At 60.9% G+C, this 20,604-nt stretch carries 18 protein-coding genes; 11 read left to right on the top strand and 7 right to left on the bottom strand.

Annotated elements, in window-relative coordinates:
- Positions 1 to 179: 179 nt before the first annotated feature.
- From AB6809_RS15730 to AB6809_RS15710, 5 genes are all read left to right on the top strand, one after another.
- Entirely contained in the window at positions 180 to 464 is a 285-nt protein-coding gene (locus tag AB6809_RS15730; protein ID WP_006048460.1) for a DUF3303 domain-containing protein, read from the top strand.
- A 416-nt stretch (positions 465 to 880) separates the two neighbouring features.
- Complete coding sequence (locus tag AB6809_RS15725) at positions 881 to 2,281, top strand: tetratricopeptide repeat protein (RefSeq protein WP_029970060.1); 1,401 nt, start codon at positions 881 to 883, stop codon at positions 2,279 to 2,281.
- Positions 2,282 to 2,332: 51 nt separating this feature from the next.
- Positions 2,333 to 2,815 carry a glycoside hydrolase family 108 protein gene (locus AB6809_RS15720; protein ID WP_029970061.1) on the top strand — a complete coding sequence of 161 codons (483 nt, stop codon included), beginning with the start codon at positions 2,333 to 2,335 and terminating at the stop codon, positions 2,813 to 2,815.
- Positions 2,815 to 3,498 carry a hypothetical protein gene (locus AB6809_RS15715; RefSeq protein WP_310034669.1) on the top strand — a complete coding sequence of 228 codons (684 nt, stop codon included), beginning with the start codon at positions 2,815 to 2,817 and terminating at the stop codon, positions 3,496 to 3,498. Before AB6809_RS15720 ends, AB6809_RS15715 begins: the two co-directional genes overlap by 1 nt.
- A 141-nt stretch (positions 3,499 to 3,639) precedes the next feature.
- Complete coding sequence (locus AB6809_RS15710; RefSeq protein ID WP_371026865.1) at positions 3,640 to 3,786, top strand: hypothetical protein; 147 nt, start codon at positions 3,640 to 3,642, stop codon at positions 3,784 to 3,786.
- A 303-nt stretch (positions 3,787 to 4,089) separates the two neighbouring features.
- Here the strand turns inward: AB6809_RS15710 and AB6809_RS15705 are convergent, their stop codons facing one another.
- Genes AB6809_RS15705 through AB6809_RS15695 form a run of 3 tightly spaced genes read right to left on the bottom strand, consistent with a single transcriptional unit; the run spans position 4,090 to position 5,902 of the window.
- Positions 4,090 to 4,923, bottom strand: a complete 834-nt coding sequence (locus AB6809_RS15705; RefSeq protein WP_029971914.1) for an ImmA/IrrE family metallo-endopeptidase — start codon at positions 4,921 to 4,923, stop codon at positions 4,090 to 4,092.
- On the bottom strand, positions 4,920 to 5,315 hold the full coding sequence (locus tag AB6809_RS15700; RefSeq protein WP_029971913.1) for a hypothetical protein: 396 nt from the start codon (positions 5,313 to 5,315) through the stop codon (positions 4,920 to 4,922). The genes AB6809_RS15705 and AB6809_RS15700 overlap by 4 nt, the downstream gene beginning before the upstream one ends.
- Positions 5,312 to 5,902 (bottom strand): hypothetical protein, encoded by a 591-nt coding sequence (locus AB6809_RS15695; protein WP_029971912.1) that lies wholly within the window; start codon positions 5,900 to 5,902, stop codon positions 5,312 to 5,314. Before AB6809_RS15695 ends, AB6809_RS15700 begins: the two co-directional genes overlap by 4 nt.
- A 114-nt stretch (positions 5,903 to 6,016) precedes the next feature.
- On the opposite strand from AB6809_RS15695, the gene AB6809_RS15690 reads away from it, so the two are divergent.
- The 4 genes from AB6809_RS15690 (at position 6,017) to AB6809_RS15675 (ending at position 9,936) form a co-directional block, all read left to right on the top strand.
- Positions 6,017 to 7,009 (top strand): hypothetical protein, encoded by a 993-nt coding sequence (locus tag AB6809_RS15690; protein ID WP_029971911.1) that lies wholly within the window; start codon positions 6,017 to 6,019, stop codon positions 7,007 to 7,009.
- Between the two features lie 76 nt (positions 7,010 to 7,085).
- Positions 7,086 to 7,640, top strand: a complete 555-nt coding sequence (locus tag AB6809_RS15685) for a Pycsar system effector family protein (protein ID WP_310034674.1) — start codon at positions 7,086 to 7,088, stop codon at positions 7,638 to 7,640.
- A gap of 25 nt (positions 7,641 to 7,665) precedes the next feature.
- Positions 7,666 to 9,027, top strand: a complete 1,362-nt coding sequence (locus AB6809_RS15680; RefSeq protein ID WP_029971910.1) for an adenylate/guanylate cyclase domain-containing protein — start codon at positions 7,666 to 7,668, stop codon at positions 9,025 to 9,027.
- Between the two features lie 165 nt (positions 9,028 to 9,192).
- Positions 9,193 to 9,936: a hypothetical protein gene (locus AB6809_RS15675; protein ID WP_029971909.1), complete on the top strand. Its 744-nt coding sequence runs from the start codon at positions 9,193 to 9,195 to the stop codon at positions 9,934 to 9,936.
- A gap of 361 nt (positions 9,937 to 10,297) precedes the next feature.
- Here the strand turns inward: AB6809_RS15675 and AB6809_RS15670 are convergent, their stop codons facing one another.
- Positions 10,298 to 11,173, bottom strand: coding sequence for a hypothetical protein (locus tag AB6809_RS15670; RefSeq protein ID WP_029971907.1), 876 nt, complete (start codon positions 11,171 to 11,173; stop codon positions 10,298 to 10,300).
- Between the two features lie 867 nt (positions 11,174 to 12,040).
- On the opposite strand from AB6809_RS15670, the gene AB6809_RS15665 reads away from it, so the two are divergent.
- Complete coding sequence (locus AB6809_RS15665; RefSeq protein ID WP_029971906.1) at positions 12,041 to 12,511, top strand: hypothetical protein; 471 nt, start codon at positions 12,041 to 12,043, stop codon at positions 12,509 to 12,511.
- 118 nt (positions 12,512 to 12,629) lie between these two features.
- Here AB6809_RS15665 and AB6809_RS15660 read toward each other — a convergent pair whose 3' ends face one another.
- Genes AB6809_RS15660 through hemC form a run of 3 tightly spaced genes read right to left on the bottom strand, consistent with a single transcriptional unit; the run spans position 12,630 to position 16,881 of the window.
- Entirely contained in the window at positions 12,630 to 13,820 is a 1,191-nt protein-coding gene (locus tag AB6809_RS15660; protein ID WP_371026864.1) for a heme biosynthesis protein HemY, read from the bottom strand.
- A gap of 2 nt (positions 13,821 to 13,822) precedes the next feature.
- Positions 13,823 to 15,856 carry a fused uroporphyrinogen-III synthase HemD/membrane protein HemX gene (hemDX, locus tag AB6809_RS15655; protein WP_029971905.1) on the bottom strand — a complete coding sequence of 678 codons (2,034 nt, stop codon included), beginning with the start codon at positions 15,854 to 15,856 and terminating at the stop codon, positions 13,823 to 13,825.
- The gene (gene hemC / locus AB6809_RS15650; RefSeq protein WP_029971904.1) at positions 15,856 to 16,881 is read right to left on the bottom strand and encodes a hydroxymethylbilane synthase; all 1,026 of its coding nucleotides are present in this window, start codon (positions 16,879 to 16,881) and stop codon (positions 15,856 to 15,858) included. Before hemC ends, hemDX begins: the two co-directional genes overlap by 1 nt.
- 471 nt (positions 16,882 to 17,352) lie before the next feature.
- Between hemC and ppc the strand changes: the two genes are divergently transcribed.
- Entirely contained in the window at positions 17,353 to 20,580 is a 3,228-nt protein-coding gene (gene ppc / locus AB6809_RS15645; protein WP_029971903.1) for a phosphoenolpyruvate carboxylase, read from the top strand.
- The last annotated feature ends 24 nt before the right edge of the window (positions 20,581 to 20,604 follow it).

Below are 20,604 nucleotides of genomic sequence, written 5' to 3'. Positions count from 1 at the left end.
CCCTTCGGATGGCCGCTGCCTATCATTCTTTAGAAGGCCGAAGTGGCGGCATTGACTCGCGGATAACGTAGGAAGAATCTGCGCCCGATGCAGGCTCTCACGCGCCGCATCCTGCGGCGCCTGCTGCGATGACGGCTTGCCACTGGCCGGCATCGTCGCGAGTCAAGTGGAGGTCCGCAATGAAATTCATTGTGCAGTGGAAGGGGCTACCGACGGCACAGCAATCGGCGATCGAACGTTTCATGAAGACGGGAGGCGCGCTGCCGCCCGATGGCATCACGATGCTCGGCCGTTGGCACGCAATCGGCGAGTTGAGCGGGTGCGCGATCGTCGAGGCCGACAGCACGGCCCCCCTGGCGGCGTGGGTGCTGCAGTTTGGCGATATCTTTACGTTCACCATTTCGCCCGCTGTCACCGACGACGAACTCGGGAAGGCGTTGGCGGCGTTTCAGGCGGGGAGGTAAGGCTGGCGGAACAGGGGCGTTAATCGGAATACCGATGCGCTTCTGTTTTTGTGTTCCAGGCTAGGGTCGGGCGCTGCCGATCGTCGTGCCCTCCACTCCACTCGGCCGTAGAATTGCTTAGCCCCCGCAGCGAGGGGTGCAACGCGCTGATTTGGGTCAAGCTTGACGCAGTCACGCAAAGCCGCTGCTCAATCCAGCACGCATCGACAGTGACCAGTCACCCCGTGCAATGTCTCCCCCAACCAAACTTCCATCGCTAACCGTCGGCTACCGAACGACACTTCCCCGCTCTCCGCACTGGCATACAACCCCACCCAGCCGCCAGTAAAGGCACACCGTTCCATGGCACGGTCGATGCATCAACGACGCCGTCAAGAGTCGTCTATTGACCAACATCGGGCCGTACGAGGTGCGTCATGTCCAGTGCTCAGCAACAAGCCAGTCGCGGAACCCACCACGGCTTGCGCGTCTTCTCCTGGCTGCGCGCCTTAAGGTTGATTTTCGGCGCGCCCAAAGCGTATTTGCCTTACGTGCTTCCGTGGCTGCTGGGAAGTCTCACTGTCGCGTTCTGCTATCTCGTCGTGCAAGGCGTGCTCAGGCAACAACTGCTGGTGCCGCCCGTGGCCACGCCGCCGTCTCTGGCCGAGCGCGGCTACACATCCAGTTTCCTCGCCGAAAAGATCATGTCTGAGATGCGGGTGATCGGGCGCGATGCCGGTTCCATTCCCCACGACGCGCTGACCGTGAGCGAAGCGCAGCCCGACATCCAGATTCCCGGTCAGGACCTGTCCTATGCGACGACCGTGCGCTTTCTAAAAGAGGTCGTCGACCGGAAGGATGTGGTCGTTCATATCGGCATCACAAAGCTCGGCGATGCCGCCGACTCCTACATGGCTCACGTGCAGATCGAAGGCGGTGTGTTTCAGTCGCGCCAGGCCGAGGTGACGTTCGCGGGACGCGACATCGACAGATTCGTGCGCGACATTGCCTCGCAGGCGATGCGGCTTGCCGAGCCGAACATACTGGCCAGCCATCTGTTCACCGAAGTGCAGAAAACGAAATGCTCGCTTGCGCAATGCAATTACAGCGAGATCGTCGGCATCTACGATGAAGTGCTTGCGCTGCCCGCTTCGAAGCAGAGCGAATGGGCTGAGGCCGGCAAGGCGTGGCTGCTCGTGAGCCAGGGCCTCGCGAAAGACGCCGAAGCGCAGAGCCGCGAGGCGCTGCGCCGCTATGAGGGCTCGGCGATTCTGCGGGCCAGTCTTGGGATTGCGCTCGAGCAGCAGCACCGAATCGACGACGCGCTGGAACAACTCCAGGCCGGCGCAAAAAAATCATCGCGCACCGCCGAGAACCTGCGTCTCTTGGGCGACGTCATGTTGCACGCGCATCGTTATCCGGAAGCACTGAAGGCTTTCAGGGAAGCCGATCGTATGCAGCCGGACTCGGTCAACACGTTGCACGACTGGGGTGAGGCGCTTATCGCGGTCGGGCGTCACAACGATGCGATTGCGAAGTTCTCTCAGGCCGTATCGCTTCGCCCGGATCTCGCGCCGTCGTATGCGGGATGGGGCCGTGCGCTCGAACTAAGTGGCGAGATGAGCGAAGCGGCGCGCCGGTATGCGCAGGCATCGAAACTCGACAAGGATGTGCTCTCGCCGCACGAAGACCGTATCGCGCGGCTTAGCAAGGAGTATCAGGCGGTCACGCGTTCCGACACGCCGGCTCCGGATGCGACGAGCCGCCCACGTTTAAATCAGCCCGCAAGACGTCAGCTTGAGGCAACACAAAACCCGATCGCGATGTTGACGGCTTAGTGCAAAGGCATCCTCTTCAGCAGTATCACGTAGCAGGCACGGAGACAGTAGATGAACAGCTTCGACGATGCGTTCAGGGCTCTGATCGGAAGCGAAGGAGGATATTCCTTCCATCCCGCGGACCCGGGCGGCGAAACGATGTGGGGCGTGACGGCACGCGTGGCGCGTAGCTCCGGTTATGCCGGCGCGATGAAGGACCTGCCGCTTGAAACCGCCAGGCAGATCGCCAAGGAAAAATACTGGGACCCGCTGCATCTGGATGAACTCGATCCGCGGGTCGCCTTCCAGATATTCGATGCGAACTATAACGGCGGTCTCGTCGTGTTGTGGATGCAGAAGGCGTCCGGCGCTCAGGAAGACGGCAAGTTCGGCCCGGACACGCTGGACGCCGTCAAGAGCGCGGACCCGATGAGGTTTGTCCTGCGATTCGTGGCGTATCGGCTGCGGTATCTGCGAAGCCTGCATACGTGGCCCACTTTCAGCCGCGGATGGACGGACCGTATGGCAACCAACCTTCTCCTTGGAGCTGCATGATGGACTGGTCAAAAGTAGCGTCGAGCATCGGCAGCACGGCCCCTTTGCTTGCGGGCCTGATAGGCGGCCCGAGAGGGTTGGGCGTGACTGCCGCCGCCGCCATCATCTCGCATACGCTTGGCATACCAAACGATCCGCACGCGATCGAAACCGCGCTAAACGACCCGACGGCACTCGACAAGCTCAGACAGACCGAGCGCGCCAACGCGGTGCAGTTGCAGCAGTTGATGGTGACTGCGGCGCAGGCCCATCTCGCGCATGAGACCGACATGGCACGCATCCAGGCTGGCGATCGGGCCGACGCGCGCGCGACGGGAATTGCCAACAAGGATTGGGTGCCCAAGGCGCTCGCGATGGTGGTGACCGGCGGCTTCTTCGGCATCCTGCTGCTGATGGCCCTGAAGGAATTGCCTCACGAGAACCGCGATCTGGTGAACGTGGTGATCGGCGCGCTCGGCACGGCGTGGATCAGCATCATCGGCTATTACTTCGGTACGTCGGCGGGTTCGATGAGAAAGACGGAACTGCTCGCGAAGCCGAGTGTGCCGATCACTGCGGATAGTGCTGTTATGTTGAGGGAACCGGCGGCGGCGCCTCATCCGCATGCTGGGGGGAGTGCGCCGCATGTCGAGATGTTTCCGGCGTTTGTGCCGGGGGGACAGGGGCCGGTTTTTACTGGTTGAGCGTGAGGCGAAGGTGCGATGGTTGGTGTGTGCGGTTAGGAGTTGCGCTGGCGCGTGCGGTGAGAGGAAGCCTGATATTCGCGGTTATCGATGTGGGAATAGCGGGCAATGTGCGGGCGGCGGGCCGACGATAATGCCCGAATGTCGGGCAAGGCAAAGGCAAAGGCAAAGGCAAAGGCAAAGGCAAAGGCAAAGGCAAAGGCAAAGGCAAAGGCAAAGGCAAAAATGGTGCCGGCGGCCGTGGGTTCATGGATGGCAGTTGAAGTTCGGAAACCGCCGTTGAGGTGATGCCGGAGCGAACGTAGGTTGAGGGGCGCATGGAGGAGAGCGCGTCGGAGGGAGGCCGGCCATCACCTGCCGTTCACATGCCTCGACGGTTGGACGTCCTGACGTTAGCTTTGCTGCAGAAACAGACAACCGCACGAACGGAGAGCGGGCGGTTGTCGACGGTCGCGGTTGGTACCGCCAGCCGTCCCTCGACTGTGACCCGCCTGTGCACTGGTATCAACTCAACCGGGTACGCTCGACGTTTGACGAGGCAGTATATGAGGAGGCGCTGCGAACCGCGCCGTGAGATTCCTTCGACCCGACTTAGCGCGACTGCCTACTGAAGCTCGGGATATCTTGACTGCGGCCTCCGGACATGCGCTCGAAGGGCGACTCAAACATCTCCGTGTCGCTCAGATATAACATAACCAAAACTTCGCCTAGGCGACCCGGCATCGTGCTCTCGTACACCTCGAAGTTCTCTGTATCGTCATTTGCGAACCATGCCGCTGCCTCCTGCTTTCCAGAGCATTGCCTTGACGTGACGCCATTTAGGATGTCGTAAGCAAAGCTGTCGTCGTCAAGCGTCTGTACAAGGCGCCAGCGCCGTGGAACATGGGGGGCAAAAGCGCACCAACGAAAACCCCGCGTGTCATAGCACGCGACTATTACTGGAAGAGAGTCGACTTCAGCCATCCGGACAATAGCGGCCGCGACGCTTACGTCGAAAGCCTGAGCGACTTCTCCGATGTGCCTGAATGTCGGGATTTTCTCTCCCGACCGGATAGCAGGGTCGAACAGATAGCGCGGCATCAGCAAATGTGCGGCATAGCTATCAGCTTCCTTCTCCAGTGGCGCATCCGACGCTAGGTTTGCGCTTTGGTCATCGACACGGCAGCGGAACGACGTCCCGCGGTGCATATTCCAATGCCCGAGTTCGTGCGCAACGGAAAATCGCTCGCGTCCGCGATTTCCTGACGGCCGGATGGTCGCGATTGCCTGGTTCTTGACCCCCACGAGCGTTGCCTCACAACCATCAAGCTGTTCATACCGAACGTCCATGCCCGCGTCGCAGGCGATGGCTTCGACGTCAAGCTCCGATGGTGAGGAAATGCCAAACTCGGAGACGAGTGCCTCGGCGCGCTGGCCGGGGGTCAATTAGCGTCTCCTTGTCCATCTTGAAGCTGCTTAAGCTGCGCGTAGAGTCGTCGAGTGTCCGCATCGGACATCTCGCTGAGTTGTCTGGCGGCGAGAGTGAATCGACCATCGTTCGCTGTGGCTGCCTCGCGTATGTAGGCCTTCATCTCATCTAGCGACGCTGACGGCTCTGAGGCTACCGAGCCGTGTTGGCTCTGGAGGCGTGCTTTGGCGGCGGCCAATCGTTTGCGCCCGGCATCTCGATTCGCGGCCGCTACTCGGTCGGCGGCACGCTGCTTCACCGCGTCTATATCCTGGCCTTCGAGCACTTCCTCGTCGGACATCGACATCAGCTCATACATGTACGACTCGAGAAAGCCCGATGAGAACTGGGGCTTGCGCGATGCGCTCATCCGTTCCTCCTTTCGTCTTCCATCGTTTCAAGCTTCCTGATTAGCCGCTTACGGGCGGCCTCGTATTGATTCTTGTCCATTTGAAGTGCTTCGGCAGCTTCTTTGCCGCGCCTACCCGCGGCCCATTCCCACGCGACCAGTGCAGCCTCCGCATCATCCGCGAGCAGCATCTCGACCCGAGCCGCTTGCTCAGCGTCGGACGTCGCGACCTCGGGGGTAAGAGTCTGAATCGGCTCGACGTTGCCGACTAGCAGTTCGGTCGCTTCCATGACGTCGCTACTCTCGACGACGGTATTTCCGTCGATTGGACCGTTCGTTTCGCGCTTGCGGGCGTTACTGGCCAAGCTGTCCAGCACGGATGCGATAGCCGGAACCGCCGTATATCCACGGTGCCAGACTCGCTCCCCGCCGAGCAGCTTTGCATAAGCCTCGTGAAGCAGATCCTCATGCGACGCGGCACCGATTCCAGCGAACGCCCGCTTGGCGATCCGTTCCACGCGGACGCAATCGGCCGCCGACATTTTTTCCAGTTCCTGCTTGACTTCCGCCGGACTCAGCCGGTCGTCAGCGTCGAGAGCTTCTCTCATAGCACCCGAACTCCCCTTAACGGTGAAGACTCTCCGGGCGCGTTCTACGGACGCCGCCGAAGAAAAATTTTTGTTGAGACGTCCGCACGACCGTTCTGGAGAGTCTTACCGATTATGGGCGAAGTAATCCGCGCTTCGCCGCTCCAGATGAGCGAGGACAATCCGATGATAGTAGAACGCAAGACGCGCGACATCAATCGTTACCTGTCGCATCTGCCGGAAGGCAAAAAATACTACCTCGGCGTGCGCATGCGCCCCGAGCACGCTCGCCGTCTGGAAGCTTTGGGGTTTGCAAGCCCGCTGGTCGTCGGCGAGCGTCTGCTACCCCCGGCGCGCGGCGCAGCAAGCCGCCGAAACGCCAGCGGCTTCGACATCGTGCATCGCGACCAGCCGATGGAGACTGCGTACCGTCAGATTAGCTGGACTTATACGCAGCGGCACGGCAACCGCGAGGTGGATGTGACGGAAGTCAAAGATGTTGCGTACTACCGCTACCCGCGCACCAAGGTTCCGCCGTATTCCGTCGAGTTAGTTGTCTCGGCTGACCCCGGTGGGGCGCACTGCATTGTTGCCGGCCCGTTCGAACGCACGAATGCGCAGGCCACTGCTGCCACGAACACCGCCAACATGTTGTTTGAGCACTTCGGCTCGTTCGAGGTGCTCGACACGTCGATGAGCCCGTCGGTCAATGCGCCGGTGCGCCGCCTCAACTGGAAGCTCTTGCCGCCCGGTAAGAACCCGTGGAAGTCGGCGTGGCCGTCGCTCGAGACCGTCATCGAAAAGGGGCGCGGTAAGAGTCGAGAGGTTGTCGCGGCGCGCTTTAAGGAGGTAGGCAAATACCACCCCGAATTCATCGCTATCGGCTTGGGCGGATTCGACGACTACGTCGTGTTCGGATTCCAGAGCATGGGCATTTGCGTCCTGGAAAGTCGCTTCACTAACAACGCCACCTACGTTCTCGCGCATGCAGACTGGGAAGTTATCTCGCAAATGACGAAGGCGCAGATTTTATCCGAGTCGGCGCACCAAGACCGGCTGATTCACGACCGCAACTGGTTTGACGCTCTGGCAGCGTTGTTGGCGCGCCCTTCGGCAAACGCGGCGTAATAGGGTGGCGCTGCGGCGCCTGGCGAGGCAAGTTGGACCGAACCAGCCAGAACTAATCGAGAACATTGAGAACACGATGACGGATAAAAGGTCTCCAGACGAGCAGCAGAAGTTGTTGCTCGAAATCATCAAGCGCTTCGACGGGTACATCAACGCGACAAATTCGAAAATCGCCGTTGTGTTGTCGTATTGCATGGCCTACATCGGTGGGTTGGGGTTCAAGCTAGTCGACGTTTCGGACAAACATGACCATGACTGTGCGTGGTGGTTGCTGCTCCTTGTATCGGGACTGTCGGTAATTGCCACTCTCGTGGCTGCACAGTTTGCGTATCGAGCACTCAAGCCTCAAACCCCCGCAGGCCGCGCACTTCACGAGAAGCCATCGGTCTTATTTTTTGGTGACGTCGCGTCTCACGCAGGCGGCCGCGATGGGTACGGCGCGTATCTCGCATCGCTTGCGACGGAGGAGATCGTGACAGACCTCTCGTCACAGGCACACGTCCTAGCGACAATTGCGACATCGAAGTTTCGCCTGCTTAGTAGTGGCATCACGTGGCTCGTTCGCGTCCAGTTGCCGTCGTTCGGCGTCGTGCTGGTCATGTTGATTACCGCGCTTTCGAAGGCGGGCTGAATCCTTCTCATTTTGAGGCTACATTATGCGCAAAGATGTTGAGCAGTTTCGCGGCAGCTTCGGCCGCCTGTATGAGGGCAGCAAATCGAAGACATTAACCAAGCAGTCTTCACTCGTGATGGACAGCGTAGATCGGCCGGTGTTTGAAGCGTACGCGGATGCTGCCATGCTTCCTGCTATCCAAGAAGAATACGCAGTTCAACGGCCGATTCGGGAATGGTTCGGGAAGTCGCCTGCGGTCAACAATGGCACTATTGGACCACACCCGGAATTTGCTCACCTTCAAGGTACGGATGAGACTGAGTTGCATCACATCACCACGATGTTCGTCGACATCGCAAACTCGACGCGTCTTTCGCTCCGCTACGACCTAGAGATGGTTCGGCACATCAAGAATTCAATTCTTCGTGCAGCGTCCGAGGTCGTGCGCTCAATGGACGGGCACGTGCACCGCTTCATGGGTGATGCACTGATGGCGTACTTCGGTGATCGGCTGCAGACGAAAGAGTCCTCCGCGATGGCTGCGCTGTCCTGTGCGGCGATGCTGCAAGTGCTGATGACGCAGTCTGTCGTTCCTGACCTTCTGCGACACGGCATCGACGCGAGCGACATCGGCTTTCGTGTCGGGGTCGACTTCGGTGGTGATAAAGAGGTCCTCTGGTCCTCGTACGGCTACTCGGTCGTCAACGAAGTCACGGCGACTTCGTTCTTTGTTGACGCATCTGCAAAGCTACAGGGCATGGCGTCGAAAGACAGCGCCATGCTCGGCCACAACCTGCTTAAGTTTCTGGACGTCCCCGAAGTGATGACCGCGATTAAGTACAAGACGCGTGCAGGGAAGCAGGAAGCAGTGGAATATCTGTCGCCCAACTACATCCGTCCGGACGGCACCCCGAACAACTATCGCATCCGCGAACTGAATTTCGGAAAATTCGCGAAACTGCTTCCGTTGCCTACCGAGCTAAAAGAACTGGTCGTAGGCGGTGTGAAGTCGCACGGCGGAATCACGTTCTCTGCTTATTTGCTGAACGATGGCGCCGCGTCAGTCCGCTATCCGTCGATTTCCGCATGCCTCCAAAAAGGGCGGTCGCTGCGCTTCGAATTGCGAGCCGAACCTGGTGCGCTAGATGGTATGAGACTGCCGTTGACCGTTAAGTTCGTGAAGCAGAATCACGGTGTCGAGGCCACTCACGCGGTGCAGACCACCCCTGAAACTATTCAACTCGACATGAAGCCCACGACGGACGCATACCGCAATCCGAGGCCCACTGTTGCACACATCGACCGCGACACAGCGTACCGTGGTCTCCATACCGTTTCCGTCGAACTGCTCGACGCGCGCGCCGAACTGGCCTTCGCAGATGTCATTGGTGTGCATATCGCATAAGCCATCGTGATTGATGGATAAGGGGTAGTGTTTCGATATGCACGTGCTGCCTTTTTTGTAGTGCGCCTCGCCGCGAGGAGAGCGCAACTTCGCGTGTGATTAAGTCTCCGTAGCGGCGGCCCTAATTGTGGGCGCCTTCAGCTTAACGACTAGTGGAAATCAAATATGTCTATCGAAATTGGCATCGCAAAAGCGAGTCATTGGTTGGCATCGAAGGCTGGTGAAGCGGCCGTCGAGCATTTCAAAGAGAAAATCAAAGCGAGGGTTCTGGGCCGGTGGACCGAGTACCGAGCGCAAAGATTCACGGAGCGGTTGGTCGAAGAGGTGAGAAAAGAACAAGACATCAAAGGCCTATCAGCCGATCTGAACGATGTACTGGAAATGCTTGTGGAAGGCGAATCTCAGAGCGCATTGCTATACGACTCGTATCGACGGGTCGCGTTGTGTGCGAGTCGAGACGTCGGCCCGAAGGTCATCGGCATACTAACTGCAGCGCTCCTGCTTGACGATAAACAAGCAACTGCCGAAGACGAGCAAGTATTCTTGGCATCCGAGACGTTGCATGACCGCGACTTTTCTGATTTTGTGCAATGGTTCCTGAGCGCGTCCGAAATTAAGCGCAGTCCAAGGCCTCCGTTACCAGCCATACCTGCGATTCAGAGCGCTGTCGCTGTGGCTAGAGTAAGGTCATCATTGACGAGAGGAGTCTTTTCAAGCGGCGACACGCCGATAAATCTGTTTAACGATGTCGGCCCGTTTGCGCCGAAGCTCGAACGTGTTGGCCTCTTAATGGAGTTTTCACATCCGCGGGCCGCAAGCACAAGTGAAGTTGAGCACTTTGTAACAGCGAGCATGGGAGCTTTCCGTCTATATGTCTTAGCACAACGAGCACTAGCGACCCCGGGATAAATTGAACACGCTTGTTCAATTCACAATATCTAACAGAGTTGACCACTGACGATTTGTATTCGGCGACTGCTTGGGTTACCGACCGGACATCGCGCCATGGATCACAGAGGTCTGCTCAGGATCGATCACGGAAATTCAGCACCGGTCGGCTACCGCGCCTTGTGGCGCCGACTTCTTAATTTCTTGGCCGGGCCATCAGTCGTCCGTCGTCCGTCGCGTCGGTCAGACTTTCCTGATGCGGCTACAGCCGCTGTGGATGTCGAGCAACGCGCAGACTACAAGCGATACGATTTGGCGTGGCTAACCGCCTGGGCTAGCGGCCCGATCCACTTTGCCAGAATTGACTACCGGTCAGCCTCTGCTATTGACGAGCCCTGTTTTCCGCATCTTTAAGAGCGGCCGCTGCGAAAACGATTGCATCGAAGTCGTCAGATCCACGCCTTGTGCCAAACGTTTTGAGTGTGCGAGTGACACACTGTATTAACTCGTCAGAAGTGCTTGCCGGTGCTCCTCGCCGCAAAAGCAATTCCTTTACTGCATTTCTCCAGAAATCAAGTTCAGCCGAATAATCGGATATTCTTGACAATAACAGCACCCTTATCCTTGACTGCATTCCTTTAAGATCATCCAATTCTTTACGAAGTTTACTGGAAGTCTCGCGCAATTTGACCGAATTTTCATTTGCCTCATCCAACTTCTTGTGAAGTGATTCGTTCATTTTATTGAAATAATATCCCAGCGCGACGGCAATGGCCGCATAAATAGCGGCCACCATCAATCCATACGTTATGGAGCGGTGCAGCTTTGATTCTGGCACTCCATCTGCAGACGAAAAACCAATGTCATCAGCGTTGATTATTCGAACCAACGGCGCTTCCGTGACGTCGCGGAGCACTACAAACAGATTCGTCCTCGCTCTGGGTTCTAGGCCGTCTATTCGAATCGAGCGCGTTAAATTACCGGCTGAATCGCTGGCGCTCGTGATCTGCACTGGAGCGTCGCGAACTATGCTTGCAACGCCCACGTCCTCGGGAACCTGCATCAACAGTCCGCTAATCGATTTGCCAGAGAAGTTTTCCAGAGCCAATGGCAAAACTACCTTACCATTGAGCATGACTGGTCGACCCATCGTTGCGAGACCTTGATCACCCGAATAGTAGCTGATGCCCGCATTTATTATCAGCGTCACAATGAATGTAACGATGCCTGACCAAAACGTAGCTGGCAACTTCATCATTGCTGTTCCTTTTATTTACAAGTTCTCGTTTAGAATAAGAAACTAACGTTCATTCTATTGTCGGCCGATTGCCTCTTGCTGAAGGCGACGTTGCTTCGTCCGCCCAACCTTTTCGTACTATCGGACACAGAATAGGTGCTGTCACTCTCGATTTTGATGCGCACGGCGGAAAACGCTCCCAGCTTATAGCCTCAACAACCTTTGCGTAGTCGCACATAGCCTAAGTTATGAGGCTTGCAAGGTCGATTCCTGCAGTATTTTGCCCCGCTGGCATGAAAACCTGACACGGCTGCGGCCGAGGCGCAAATGCCAGCAGATCAGATATGCGGCAGAGCGTGACAGTTGGACTCTCGGAACGGCCGTTGCCGTTGGAGCAACGCGAATGACGGTAACGAGTCGATCTCTGCCCCTGACAACTCTTCGACCTGTTATTGGCTAACCGGCGACCGGATGCAAACCTCGGCTAACGACAACGGACCTACTCGCCGCCGGGTTACTTTTGCAGCAAACGGTAACCAACGGCAGAACCAGCCCCCCTCCCTCACCCCCCATTTAACATTCCGAAGCATTCCCCCAACTCCCCCAAATTCAAGACAGTCCCACTCCCCTATAATCACCAAGTCGCCGGAAAACAACCTGCGACCAGGTTTAGCAGCCTGAACGTTGAAACCCGCACGCCTGCCTAGGCAGGCCGTGCGTCTACTGCTGCACGTCTATAATTCAATGGGCGGGCCGTGGTGGGGGAGCCGCAAGGCTCGCCGGTTTTGGTTTCAACGCCGGTCTGCTAACCCCGCCACGTGCCCGCTCACCCTTCCTCAAAAAAGCGCGTGTCCGGGCGATCCAAAGCAGCACCAGGGAGATCGCACCATGACCAAGCCCATCAAGAACCACACACCTTCGCGCCCACCCGTCGACGCACTCCAGTACGAAAAACTCGCCCTATCCGCGTTCGACCTCTGCGACCGGCAGGTAGCTCAACTGGACACCTTGATCACACTTGCGTCGTCGATAGTTAGAAATCCTGCCGTTTCGCGCGACGAAAGACAGCGCCGTCAAAAGCTCATCGAACTGTTGCTCGACACAGCAGAGCAGTATCAGCAGGAACTCGAATGCGACCGCGAGTTGTTCCAGGTGATCGCACTCGATGCGAAGGGCGTCCCGCGCAGCCGCATCACCGCGCATCATGCAACGAAGCTGCTCGCCGAAGCATCGCAGAGAGCAAACGCCTCTTCGACTGCCGCGGACGAAAGCACATCGCGCGGCAAAAACGCGTCCACGAAACGCGCCGCCTCCGTGACCGCAAACATCACGCAACCACCCGCAGCCGCACCACACTAAGTAACGGCCGCAACCCGCGCAAACCACAAACCAACCGCACAAGCAACAAAAAACAAAACGCAAAAAAAAATGGCCGCAGCACCCGCTGCGGCCATCATCCAAAAACCCAAAACCCAACTCAAACAATATTCATAGCCAACGCACTTTCGCGATAATGCAGGCTCGCCTTCTCCGCATCGCCAAGCTGCTCATGCAAGCGAGCCAACGCGCGATGCGACCGGATCTTCAGCGTCTCGTTATCGGCGAGCTTCAGCGCACGCTCCAGGAACGACTGCGCCTTGCCCCACAACTGCTGATGCAGACACAAGCGCCCCAACGCGAACAACAAGTCCGCATCGTCCGGACGATCCTTCTGCCAGCCCTCGGCCTTCTGAATTAGCGGCAACGCGTCGCCGCCCGCCGTATCCGGATAACGACGCAACAAGCGCGCGTCCCAATTCTGCGCGAGCGCTTCCTCGACAATCTTGCGCGCTTCCTGCGGACGATTCAGCGCCACCAGCAGTTCGGCGGCGAGATCGGCGAGACGCGGCGAATGGCGCTCGGTCGGCGCCAGCGAATTCCATAGTTCGAGCAGCGCATCGGCGTTATGCCGACGATCGCGCAGCAAATTCTCCGCTGCGAGTTGCCGCAAACGGACGGCCACCGCCGGATGAATCGCCTCGCGCTTTTCCAGCGTCTTGACGAGCTTGAGCACTTCGCCCCAGTTCTTCAATTGCTGTTGCGCGCGCAACATGATCTGCTGCGCGTGAATGCGCCGCCCGCCCTGCGATTGCATTTCCTTGAGCGCGGCCAACGCGCCGTCGGCGTCGCGGCCGTCGGCGCGCATGTCGGCGGTGGCCATCAGACGCGCGTCCTGCCAGTCGGCCTCGTCGATCTGCGCGAGCCATTCGTCGCGCCGCGCATATTCATGCATGCGATGCGCCGCCGCCGCCGCGATCAGGCCAGCCGCGCCCTTGTTGTCGCCATTCGCGAGCGCGTCTTTCGCGGCCTTTTCCGCGCGCGAAAAACGCCCCGCGTACAGATTGCCGATCGCGTCACGCAGCGCGGCGTGCGCCTTCGCGACACGCGAGCGCGCACGATACGCGGCCACGCGCTGCGGCATGCGCCAGATATTGCGCACGATGCGCAACAACGCATACAGCAGAATGAACAGCACCACGAGCCCGACCACGAACAGATTCAGCGACATGTCGATGCGGTACGGCGGATACACCAGCAGCACCTGTCCCATGTCGAAGCGCCCGACCACCGCCAGCACGACCGCGATGGTGAACAGCAACGCGAGCCATAGAAGTCCCCGGATCGCCATGATTAACCTCGGCTCCGGTATTGATTGACCGCCTGCAGGCTCGTATTCAGATTCGGCAATTCGACGGCGGCCGAACCGGCTTCCACCTGCTTGACGAGATCGGCCACGTTTTGCGTTTTCTTCGACGACGCATCGAAGTAGCGCGTCAGCGCCGTTTGCGCAGCCTGCAGGTCGGACTTGAGCGTCGTCTGGTTGCGCGACAGGAGCGCGAGCCGCGCGGACAACAGACGCAGCTTCACGTTCTCACGCACGAAGTAGCCCTGATCGGGCGCGACCATCATCGCGTCCGCATTGTCGATGCGGCGCACCTGCACGAGGCTCGTCAACTGCTGGCCGATGCCGGTCGTCACCTCGCGCCACCACACTTTCCAGCGCGGCTCGCCAGTGGCCGCCGCGACCTTTGCCGTGTCGGCCCACGTCGCCGCTTGCGGCGTCGCGTGCGCGATCGGCGCCTCGCCGGAAAGCGGCAGACTGTCGATCTGATCGACCGCGTTGTCGAGCTTGATCGCGAGACCCGTGAGGTCGGTGGAAGGCGCGGCCTTCAGCTTGTCGATGTCCTGCGCAATCGCCTTGCGCACCGCAACCGCCTGCGTGCTGTCCGACGCGGCGAGCCGCGTGTCGGCGCTTTGCAGCGCGAAGAGCGCAAGCTGCGTGTTGCCGGTCAACTGCAACTGCTGACTCGCGGCCGACAGCATCTGACCCACTTCGGCGAGCGTCCAGTCGTCGCGATTGCGCGCGAGATCCGCGTATTGCTGTTGCAGCGCCTGCTGCCCGGCCTGCGCGTCGGCGAGCTTGCCTTCCAGTTGCGCGACCTGCGAGTCCGACTGACGCACCGTGGCGAGCGCCTGCTCGGTCTTGATGCGCAACTCGTTGGCTTGCGTGTCGTTCGCCTGCTGACGTTGCGTAAGCTGCTGCTCGGTGCGCTCCAGCTTGCGGTTGAGCGCATAGCCGCCCACGCCCGCGGCGCAAGCCAGAACCACGACGACAAACCACAACAGCGGTCCGCTCGCGCTGCGGCGCTTTTGCGCTTCGTAGGGCGTGAAGGGTTGGTTCGGCGGCAAGCTTGCGGTCGCGGCCGGCTGGGGTGAAGCGTTCGTGGATGCGTTCGTTTCAGTCATGCGTGATTGAGCCGGTGAATGAGCCGGATTGGACGATACCGGTTGAACTACGGTCGGCAGGGCGGCGAGCAAGGCTTGGGCGATGCGCTCGTCGCCCGCGCCGGACACCGTAATCCTATCAAAACCCAATGCCCGCGCGGTCTGCGCGATACGGGGATGCGGCGCGACGATCGTCGCGCGCTTGAGCTGCGCGATTTCGTCGGCGGTGAGATGTTCTTGCGCGAGTTCGTGCAGGTTGCGCACGCCTTCGGAACTGGTCAGAAGCCATGCGTGCGGTTCGCCCGCCAGCAGTCGATGCACGCGCGCCCAAGCCGCGATAGACGGCTCGGGCACGAGGCGCCGATACGCGGCGACCGTTTCGACTTCGGCGCCGGCTTCGCGCAGGCGGTCGGCGAGCCACTCGCGGCCGCCGTCGCCGCGCACGATCAGCACGCGCTTGCCTTCGAGATTCGCCTCGCCGAGCGCTGCGTCGATCGCGGCGAAGAGGCCTTCGGAATCAAAGCGGCCGTTGTCTTCGTCGGCGTCCGACGCCGGGCTGATGACCTGGTGCGCCGGCGCATTCACGCCGTGACGCGCGAGCGCGCGCACGCTGCCCGGCCCGACCACGCCGACCGGCAATGCATGCGGCCAGATCGCGCCGCTTCGGGCGAACGCGTGATCGATTGCGTTCGGCGACACGAATACGACGAGCGCATAACGTTCGAGCGAGCCGAGCGCGGCGCGCAACGGCGCGTCGTCTTCGACCGGGGCGATGTCGATCAGTGGAAAGTCGAGCGTGACGGCACCGGCCGCGGCAAGCCGCTCAATCAGTTCGCTCGACTGACCGGCCGGTCGCGTAATGACGACCGTGAACGCCGCCTTGCCGGCAGCCGGCGATGATGCCGACGCGTTGCCCGAAGTGTCGGTATGGGCGGCCATCAGTCGCCGGATACCGCGCTGTCCGCGGCGCCGTTGCCGGACGATGCCGCGGCGCCATCCACCGCGCTCGCCGTGCTCAACGCGCGGACGATGTCCATCGCGCCTTGCTGTTCGAGCGCGCTCGCCACTTCGCGGCCCAATGCGATGGCGCGTTCCGTGGTCGGCGCGGGTGCCGACGCCTGCGCGCTCAGCACGCGTTGACCGTCGGGCGTGGCGACGATGCCGCGCAGATGCAGCGCGCCGTCATGCCATGTCGCGTACGCGGCGAGCGGCACTTCGCAACTGCCGCCGAGCACGCGCGACACCATGCGCTCCGCCTCGACGGCCGCAGCCGTGTGTTCGTGATGCAGCGGCGCGAGCCACGCCGCGAGTTCCGCGCGGTCGGCGCGAATCTCGATGCCGAGTGCGCCCTGCCCGGCGGCGGGCAAGCTGTCTTCCGGATCGAGCAGCGCGCGGATGCGGCCTTCGAGACCGAGACGCTTCAGCCCCGCCGCCGCGAGAATGATCGCCGCGTAATCGCCGCGGTCGAGCTTGGCGAGACGCGTGTCCAGATTGCCGCGCAGCGGCCGCACTTCGAGATGCGGATAGCGCATGCGCAACATCGCTTCGCGGCGCAGGCTCGATGTGCCGACCACGGCGCCGGCCGGCAGCGCGGCGAGCGAGTCGTAATCGTTCGAGACGAGCGCATCGCGCGGGTCTTCACGCTCCATGATCGTGGATAGTGCAAAGCCCGCGGGCAATTCCATCGGCACGTCTTTCAGCGAATGCACGGCGAGGTCGGCGCGGCCATCGGCGAGCGCGGCTTCCAGTTCCTTGACGAAGAGACCCTTACCACCCACCTTCGACAGCGTACGATCGAGAATCTGATCGCCACGTGTCGTCATTCCGAGGATTTTTACGTCGCAAGATGGATATAATTTGTGCAGCGCACATCGCACATGCTCCGCCTGCCACATCGCAAGGCGGCTCTCTCGCGAAGCAATCACAAGCGTGTGGGGTGGCGCGGCAAACGTCTCGGTGTTCATTAGCTTGTCGATTGAATGACGGGATGGAATAACAAGGAATGTTAGCACGCGCTCTTGCGTTCTCCCCCTCGGTTCGCCCGCCTGCCGCCCTTACGGATCAAGGCTCGAGTAGAGGTGGAAGGGGCGCCGTGCCGACGCGGTATCGATGGAGGAGACGGGCGTCGCGCCATGCGCGGCTGCCCAGGACGTTGTGCGTGCGAAATACGGGCGACTTGCGGCTGTGGTGCGTTTGACTTTGCAGCAAGCTCTTCACGCACGGTCGTTCGCGCATCGCGGCGCCGCATGCGCGATGATTCAATGCGGCGCAACATGCGCCGTATGCGGACCTCGTCACGCGCGGCCATCCTCTCCGGCGTATCGCCATCGGTGCATACCGCTTCATGCAGTTCACGTTGCCGTTTCAGTGCAGTTCGAGTTCCGCAGTAGCAGTTCATCACTTAACAGACCCTGGCTTCCCTGAGGAAACCCATCGTGACGTCTTCCGGATCGGCGCGCTCCGCCCGCCGCAACACTGCATCGCCCAACGCTTCCACTGCCGACGTCGACGCGTCGACGGCTTCCGCCTCGTCCGCCGCGGACGCACACGCCACGCAGCCGGCCAAAGCCAAACGCGCGACGGCTGGCGCGAAGCCTGCGAAAGCCGCGAAGGCCGCCACCGCCGCGAACGCCGCCAAAGCCATCAAGGCCGAGAAAACCTCCGTGCCCGTCAAAGCGGAAAAGACCGTGAAGACATCGAAGGCGGGCAAAGCGAGCGAGGCCGCCTCCGCGATGAAGAACGGCAAAGCGAACGCGAAGGCGAAGACGAAGAGCAAAGCCGAAGACAACGCGGCGAACCTGCAAGCCGTGTCCTCGGAAAGCATCGTCATCGCCGCGCCCAAAACGAACGGCCGCACGCGCGACGACAAGGATCATCCGCTCTTCCAGGACATCCGCTATCTCGGCCGCCTGCTCGGCGACGTGCTGCGCGAACAGGAAGGCGACGCGGTGTTCGACGTCGTCGAAACGATCCGGCAGACGGCCGTGCGTTTTCGTCGCGAGGACGACAACGCCGCCGCGCAAACGCTCGACAAGAAACTGCGCTCGCTGAGCCCTGAGCAAACGGTGAGCGTGGTGCGCGCGTTCAGCTACTTCTCGCACCTCGCGAATATCGCCGAGGACCGTCACCGCAACCGCCGCCATCGTATTCACGCGCTGGCGGGCTCGGCTCCGCAGCCGGGCAGCATCGCCTATGCGCTGGAGCGGCTCGTCGAAGCGGGCGCCGCAGCAACGCCGGTGTTGCAGCAGTTTTTCAACAACGCGCTGATCGTGCCCGTGCTCACCGCGCACCCGACTGAAGTGCAGCGCAAGAGCATTCTCGATGCGGAGCACGACGTCGCGCGCCTGCTCGCCGAACGCGACCAGCAGTTGACCGACCGCGAACGCGCGCAGAACGAAACGATGTTGCGCGCGCGCGTCACGTCGCTGTGGCAAACGCGCATGCTGCGCGACTCGCGGCTGACCGTCGCGGACGAAATCGAGAACGCGCTGTCGTACTACCGCGCGACCTTCCTCGAGGAAATTCCCGCGCTCTACGCCGATGTCGAAGAAGCGCTGAAGGAGCACGGTCTCGAAGCGCGCCTGCCGCCGTTCTTCCAGATGGGTAGCTGGATCGGCGGCGACCGCGACGGCAATCCGAACGTCACCGCCGAAACGCTCGAGCACGCGATCTCGCGCCAGGCCGAGGTCATCTTCGAACACTATCTGGAGCAGGTGCACAAGCTAGGCGCGGAATTGTCGGTGTCGAATCTGCTGGCCGGCGCAAGCGATGAACTCAAAGCGCTTGCGGAAAACTCGCCGGACCGTTCGCCGCATCGCACGGACGAGCCGTATCGGCGCGCGCTGATCGGCATGTACACGCGGCTCGCGGCAAGCGCGCGCGTGCGTCTCGGCGAAGGCAGCGTGCCGCTGCGCAGCGCGGGACGCGGCGCGGCGCCGATTCGCGCCACGCCTTATGACGACGCCGCCGAATTCGCGCGCGACCTGCATGTGCTGATCGATTCGCTCGCCGAGCATCACGGTGCGCCGCTCGCCGCGCCGCGTCTCGCGCCGCTGGCGCGCGCGGCCGAAGTGTTCGGCTTCCACCTTGCGAGCATCGACTTGCGTCAGAGTTCGGACATCCACGAAGCAGTGATTGCCGAGCTGTTGAAGCGCGCGGGCGTCCACGACGACTACGCGGCGCTCGAAGAAAACGAGAAGCTCGACGTGCTGCTCACCGAACTCGCGCAGCCGCGTCCGTTGCGCCTGCCGTATGCCGACTACTCGGACCTCGTGAAAAGCGAACTCGGCGTGCTGGAGCAAGCCCGCGTCACGCGCGAGAAATTCGGCGCGCGCGCGGTGCGCAACTACATCATTTCGCACACGGAGACGGTCAGCGATCTCGTCGAAGTGATGCTGCTGCAAAAAGAAACCGGCCTGCTGCAAGGGCGGCTCGGCGACGCGAACGATCCGGCCAAAGCGGCGCTGATGGTGATTCCGCTCTTCGAGACGATTCCCGACTTGCGCAACGCGCCGCACATCATGCGCGATCTGCTTGCGCTGCCGGGCGTCGATTCGATCATCGAACATCAGGGCAACGAGCAGGAAGTGATGCTCGGCTATTCGGACAGCAACAAGGACGGCGGCTTCCTCACGTCGAACTGGGAGTTGTACCGCGCCGAACTCGCGCTCGTGTCGCTCTTTAACGAACGCGCCATCACGCTGCGCCTTTTCCACGGACGCGGCGGCACCGTCGGCCGTGGCGGCGGCCCGACCTATCAGGCGATTCTGTCGCAGCCGCCTGGCACCGTCGACGGCCAGATCCGTTTGACGGAGCAAGGCGAAGTGATCGCGAGCAAGTTCGGCAACCCGGACATCGGCCGGCGCAATCTGGAAACGGTAGTGGCCGCGACGCTCGAAGCGTCGCTGCTGCCGCACGGCAATGCGCCCGCCGAACTGCCTGCATTCGAGCAAACGATGCAGCAGTTGTCCGACGCGGCGATGGCGTCGTATCGCGCGCTCGTGTACGAAACGCCCGGCTTCAAGGAGTATTTCTTCGAGTCGACGCCGATCTCGGAGATCGCGGAGCTGAACATCGGCAGCCGTCCGGCGTCGCGCAAATTGCAAGACCCGAAGCAACGCAAGATCGAAGATTTGCGCGCGATTCCGTGGGGGTTTTCGTGGGGCCAATGCCGGCTGCTGCTGACGGGCTGGTACGGCTTCGGCAGCGCGGTCGCCGCCTTTCTCGACGGCGCGCCGAGCGACGCCGAACGTGGGCGCCGTCTTGCGCTGCTCAAGAAGATGCACAAGAGCTGGCCGTTTTTCTCGACGCTGCTGTCGAACATGGACATGGTGCTCGCCAAGACCGATCTCGCGGTGGCCTCGCGCTACGCGGCGCTCGTGTCCGACAAGAAGCTGCGCAAGCACGTGTTCGAGCGGATCGTCGCGGAATGGGAGCGCACGTCGAAGGTGTTGTCGGAGATCACCGGTAAGAGCGAGCGGCTCGCGGAAAATCCGCTGCTCGCGCGCTCGATCAAGAACCGCTTCCCGTATCTCGATCCGCTCAATCACTTGCAGGTGGAATTGCTCAAGCGCCATCGCTCGGGCGATACCAACGCGCGCGTGCGGCGCGGGATTCATTTGACGATCAACGGGATTGCGGCGGGCTTGCGGAATACGGGCTGAAGGTGTGCGGCGGCGTTTGAGAAT

Origin of the sequence: Paraburkholderia sp. RCC_158, assembly GCF_041355255.1 — a bacterium.
Lineage (GTDB): Bacteria > Pseudomonadota > Gammaproteobacteria > Burkholderiales > Burkholderiaceae > Paraburkholderia > Paraburkholderia graminis.
This window is presented reverse-complemented; position numbering and strand designations above follow the sequence as displayed.

Bases quoted from the DNA above. Each gene is read 5' to 3' on its own strand.
- AB6809_RS15725 (WP_029970060.1), top strand. From the start codon at position 881: ATGTCCAGTGCTCAGCAACAAGCCAGTCGCGGAACCCACCACGGCTTG.
- AB6809_RS15660 (WP_371026864.1), bottom strand. From the start codon at position 13,820: ATGGCGATCCGGGGACTTCTATGGCTCGCGTTGCTGTTCACCATCGCG.
- hemDX (WP_029971905.1), bottom strand. From the start codon at position 15,856: ATGGCCGCCCATACCGACACTTCGGGCAACGCGTCGGCATCATCGCCG.
- AB6809_RS15685 (WP_310034674.1), top strand. From the start codon at position 7,086: ATGACGGATAAAAGGTCTCCAGACGAGCAGCAGAAGTTGTTGCTCGAA.
- AB6809_RS15665 (WP_029971906.1), top strand. From the start codon at position 12,041: ATGACCAAGCCCATCAAGAACCACACACCTTCGCGCCCACCCGTCGAC.
- AB6809_RS15710 (WP_371026865.1), top strand. From the start codon at position 3,640: ATGTCGGGCAAGGCAAAGGCAAAGGCAAAGGCAAAGGCAAAGGCAAAG.
- AB6809_RS15675 (WP_029971909.1), top strand. From the start codon at position 9,193: ATGTCTATCGAAATTGGCATCGCAAAAGCGAGTCATTGGTTGGCATCG.
- AB6809_RS15700 (WP_029971913.1), bottom strand. From the start codon at position 5,315: ATGAGCGCATCGCGCAAGCCCCAGTTCTCATCGGGCTTTCTCGAGTCG.
- AB6809_RS15730 (WP_006048460.1), top strand. From the start codon at position 180: ATGAAATTCATTGTGCAGTGGAAGGGGCTACCGACGGCACAGCAATCG.
- AB6809_RS15680 (WP_029971910.1), top strand. From the start codon at position 7,666: ATGCGCAAAGATGTTGAGCAGTTTCGCGGCAGCTTCGGCCGCCTGTAT.
- hemC (WP_029971904.1), bottom strand. From the start codon at position 16,881: ATGAACACCGAGACGTTTGCCGCGCCACCCCACACGCTTGTGATTGCT.
- AB6809_RS15695 (WP_029971912.1), bottom strand. From the start codon at position 5,902: ATGAGAGAAGCTCTCGACGCTGACGACCGGCTGAGTCCGGCGGAAGTC.
- AB6809_RS15715 (WP_310034669.1), top strand. From the start codon at position 2,815: ATGGACTGGTCAAAAGTAGCGTCGAGCATCGGCAGCACGGCCCCTTTG.
- AB6809_RS15720 (WP_029970061.1), top strand. From the start codon at position 2,333: ATGAACAGCTTCGACGATGCGTTCAGGGCTCTGATCGGAAGCGAAGGA.
- AB6809_RS15670 (WP_029971907.1), bottom strand. From the start codon at position 11,173: ATGATGAAGTTGCCAGCTACGTTTTGGTCAGGCATCGTTACATTCATT.
- AB6809_RS15690 (WP_029971911.1), top strand. From the start codon at position 6,017: ATGGGCGAAGTAATCCGCGCTTCGCCGCTCCAGATGAGCGAGGACAAT.